4 protein-coding genes are annotated in these 4,076 nt (G+C 63.3%); all 4 read right to left on the bottom strand.

Annotated features, from left to right (window positions below):
- On the bottom strand, window positions 1-406 hold a 406-nt coding region (locus tag WC739_RS24785), incomplete at its 3' end, for an ABC transporter substrate-binding protein (RefSeq protein WP_372955628.1).
- Between the two features lie 167 nt (window positions 407-573).
- Window positions 574-2,244, bottom strand: a complete 1,671-nt coding sequence (locus WC739_RS24780; RefSeq protein ID WP_372955627.1) for an ABC transporter ATP-binding protein — start codon at window positions 2,242-2,244, stop codon at window positions 574-576.
- Window positions 2,244-3,068, bottom strand: coding sequence for an ABC transporter permease (locus WC739_RS24775; RefSeq protein ID WP_372955626.1), 825 nt, complete (start codon window positions 3,066-3,068; stop codon window positions 2,244-2,246). The genes WC739_RS24780 and WC739_RS24775 overlap by 1 nt, the downstream gene beginning before the upstream one ends.
- An 11-nt stretch (window positions 3,069-3,079) precedes the next feature.
- Window positions 3,080-4,039, bottom strand: coding sequence for an ABC transporter permease (locus WC739_RS24770; protein WP_372955625.1), 960 nt, complete (start codon window positions 4,037-4,039; stop codon window positions 3,080-3,082).
- Between the last annotated feature and the right edge of the window lie 37 nt (window positions 4,040-4,076).

The raw sequence follows: 4,076 nt of genomic DNA, 5'->3' as shown, positions 1-4,076 counted from the left end.
CGACATCCTCCGCGCCGACCGTCTTGCCATTGTGGAATTCGATGCCGTCACGCACCTTGATCGTCCACGTCTTGGCGTCGGCCGAAGCGCCGATCTCCTGGGCGATGAGGTTCTCGACGCCGCCATCAGGCGTCAGGCGGACCAGGAACTCGCCCCACTGCTTGCAGAAGCTGAAGGTGACCTGGCTGAGGTTCAGCGCAGGGTCGAGGCTGTTGGTCGATTCGCCGCCCTGCAGGCCGGCCTTGATGATGCCACCCTTGACAGGCGTCTGCGCGAAGGCCTTCCCCGCCAGCGTCGTCGCCAATGCGGCGGATACGCCCAGTGCCGCGGTGCGGCCAAGGAAGTCTCGGCGCGATATGCGGCCCCGGCCGGCGAGTTCAGCGAGATGATCGAGTTCGGTCTTCATTGTCTACCCCCTTTGAAAATGCCACCAGCGACGTCCATCCGAAGGACGTGTGGCGCTTTAGTGTTGCATGCGGATGACGGCGAGCGTCTCTCCCTGGCCCACGATCGGGCCTTCCTCGTTTCAACGCAATTGCGGACGGAAAGCCTTTCGTCCTCCTGATGGCATCGCTAGTTCCCCGCGCTGGCCATGCGCCGTCCCTTGATCGCCTTCTCCAGCCAGCCGATCTCCATTTCGGGAACCGATGACAAAAGCAGGTCGGTATAGGCATCGAAGGGAGGCGTCAGCACCTTGCTCTTCGGTCCATAGCGCACGACTTCGCCGCGATACATCACCGCGATGGAATCGGCGATCGACTTCACGGTCGCCAGATCGTGGGTGATGAACAGATAGGCGACGTTCTCTTCCTTCTGCAGGTCGAGCAGCAGCTTGAGGATCCCGTGGGCGACCAGCGGGTCGAGCGCCGAGGTCACCTCGTCGCAGATGATCAGCTTCGGCTTGGCCGCGAGCGATCGGGCGATGCAGACACGCTGCTTCTGGCCGCCGGAAAGCTCGGCCGGGTAGCGATCGGAAAAGCCCTTGCCCATCTCGATCTTGTCGAGCAGTTCGGCGACGCGCTTGTCGCGCTCGCGGCCGCGTATGCCGAAATAGAATTCGAGCGGCCGGCCGATGATGGTGCCGACGGTCTGGCGTGGATTCATTGCCACGTCCGCCATCTGGTAGATCATCTGCAGCTGGCGCAGGTCCTCCTTCGGCCGGTCGGCCAGGCGGTTGGCCAGCGGCCGTCCGTCGAAAGTGACGGTTCCCTCCTCGGGTGGCAACAGCCCGGTAATGGCGCGCGCCAGCGTCGACTTGCCCGAGCCGGATTCGCCGACCACCGCCAATGTCTGGCCGGGGTAGATGTCGACGGACACGTTCTTCAGCACCTTGATATGGCTACGGCCATAGGCGGCGGTGACGTTCTTTACCGACAGGAACGGCGTCGTGCCGGGGATCTGTTCGGCGTGCTCGATCTCGTGCACCGACACCAGCGCGTTGGTGTATTCCTGGCGCGGCTCCTTGATGATCTGCCGCGTGCCCCCCCATTCGACCAGCCGGCCGTGGCGCAGCACCATGATCTCGTCGGAGACTTGGGCAACGACGGCAAGGTCGTGGGTGATGTAGAGCGCCGCTACATGCGTGTCGCGGATTGCATCCTTGATCGCCGCCAGCACATCGATCTGCGTGGTCACGTCGAGCGCGGTGGTCGGCTCGTCGAAGACGATCAGGTCCGGCTCCGAGCAGAGCGCCATCGCCGTCATCACGCGCTGCAGCTGGCCGCCGGAAACCTGGTGCGGAAAGCGTTCGCCGATGGTTTCGGGGTTTGGCAGGCTGAGCTTCTTGAACAGCGCGACAGCGCGCTTCTCGGCCTCTGCCCGCGTCGCGGTGCCGTGCAGCAGTGTGGCTTCCACCACCTGGTCCATCAGCTTGTGTGCCGGATTGAACGCGGCCGCGGCCGATTGCGCAACATAGCAGACCTCCCGGCCGCGCAATTTGCGGAAACCGTCCTTGCCGCCCTTGAGGATGTCGCGGCCGTTGAGGATGACCTCGCCGCCGGTGATGCGCACGCCGCCGCGTCCGTAGCCCATCGACGACAGGCCGATGGTCGACTTGCCGGCGCCGGATTCTCCTATCAGGCCCAGCACTCTGCCCTTTTCAAGCGTCAACGAGACATCGTGCACCAGCACGATGTTCTTCGGCGCCTCTCCGGGCGGATATACCGTGGCCTCGATGCGCAGGTTGCGGATGTCGAGCAGCACGCCTGGTTTCGGCTGCCCGGGCTTTGCTTTGGTATCGGCCATCACCCGCGTCCTCCCTTCAGGCTTGTCGTGCGGTTGAGAACCCAGTCGGCAACAAGGTTGACCGAAATCGCCAGTGCCGCGATCGCCGCTGCGGGAATGAGCGCCGCACCGATGCCGAAGACGATGCCGTCCTTGTTCTCCTTGACCATGCCGCCCCAGTCGGCGTCTGGCGGTTGGACGCCGAGGCCAAGGAAGGACAGTGTGGAGAGGAACAGCACGGCATAGATGAAGCGCAGGCCAAGCTCCGACACCAGCGGCGACAGCGCGTTGGGCAGGATCTCCCGGAAGATGATCCAGCCGCTGCCTTCGCCACGCAGTTTCGCCGCCTCGACATAGTCCATGACATTGATGTCGACGGCCACCGCGCGCGACAGGCGATAGACGCGGGTCGAGTCGAGAACGCCCATGACCAGGATCAGCGTCACCAGATTGGTCGGCAGCACCGAGAGGACGACGAGACCCATGATCAGCGTCGGGATCGACATCAAGAGGTCGACGAGGCGCGACAGCAGCGTGTCGAACCAGCCGCCGAACACCGCCGCCGAGAAACCGAGGATGGCGCCAAGCGAGAACGACAGCGCCGTCGCCAGCACGGCGATGAACAGAGTGATGCGGGCGCCGTAGATCATGCGGGACAACAGGTCGCGGCCCAGATTGTCGGTGCCCAGCCAATACGTCGAAGACATCGGCTCCCAGACGTCACCGACGATTTCGCCATTGCCGTGCGGAGCAATCCATGGCGCGAAGACCGCCGCCAGCACGAACAAGGTCGTCAGGATGATGCCGATCAGCGCCGGGATGGGGATACGTTTGATATCGAGCATACCCGCCCCCCTTATTTCGGATGTCTGAGACGCGGATTGGCGACGATCGCCGCAATGTCCGCGATGATGTTCAGGCTGATATAGACGGCGGCGAAGATCAGCCCGACCGCTTGCACCACCGGCACGTCGCGCTTGGTCACATGGTCGACGAGATATTGCCCCATCCCGGGATAGACGAAGATCACTTCGACCACGACGACGCCGACGATGAGGTAGGCGAGGTTCAGCATGACGACGTTGATGATCGGCGCGATGGCATTGGGGAAGGCATGCTTGCGGATGACATTGAAGGCCGAGAGGCCTTTCAGTTCCGCCGTCTCGACATAGGCCGACTGCATCACGTTGAGGATCGCCGCGCGCGTCATGCGCATCATATGGGCCAGCACGACAAGCGTCAGGGCCGTCGCCGGCAAGGCGATCGCCTGCATGCGCTCGAGGAACGGCATGCCGTCATAGACGGTCGAGATGCCGGGGAAGATCTGCCATTTCACGGCAAAGAAGTAGACAAGCACATAACCGATGAAGAATTCGGGAAACGACGTCGAGGCCAGCGCCAGTCCCGAGATTAGCTTATCGACCCAGCCATTGCGGTAGCGAACCGCGATGAGGCCGAGGATGATGGCCAGCGGCACGGCGACGATCGCGGCCCAGAAAGCGAGGAACAGCGTGTTCCACAGACGGCCCTTGATCGATGTCGCGATATCCTGGCCGCTCGACATGGCCGTGCCGAGGTCACCGGTCAGCACGCCGCCGAGCCAGTGGAAATACCTGACATAGGCAGGGTCGTTGAGCCCGAGCTGCTCGCGCAGATTGGCGAGCGACTCCGGGGTCGCCGATTGTCCGAGAATGGCTTGCGCGACGTCGCCGGGCAGGATCTGGGTGCCGGCGAAGATGAGGACCGAAACGGCCAACAGGAGGACGATGCCCAGCGCGATGCGCTGGGCAATTAGCTTCAATATGGGTGAAGACATGTCCGCAAAGCCGGCTCAGGCCTGCAGCCAGCACTTC

Source organism: Mesorhizobium sp. (genome assembly GCF_041661565.1).
In the GTDB taxonomy this organism is placed as follows: Bacteria; Pseudomonadota; Alphaproteobacteria; order Rhizobiales; family Rhizobiaceae; genus Mesorhizobium.
This window is presented reverse-complemented; position numbering and strand designations above follow the sequence as displayed.

What these genes read in the sequence shown, in the direction of transcription:
- WC739_RS24780 (WP_372955627.1), bottom strand. Translation starts at nt 2,244, where the DNA reads ATGGCCGATACCAAAGCAAAGCCCGGGCAGCCGAAACCAGGCGTGCTG.
- WC739_RS24775 (WP_372955626.1), bottom strand. Translation starts at nt 3,068, where the DNA reads ATGCTCGATATCAAACGTATCCCCATCCCGGCGCTGATCGGCATCATC.
- WC739_RS24770 (WP_372955625.1), bottom strand. Translation starts at nt 4,039, where the DNA reads ATGTCTTCACCCATATTGAAGCTAATTGCCCAGCGCATCGCGCTGGGC.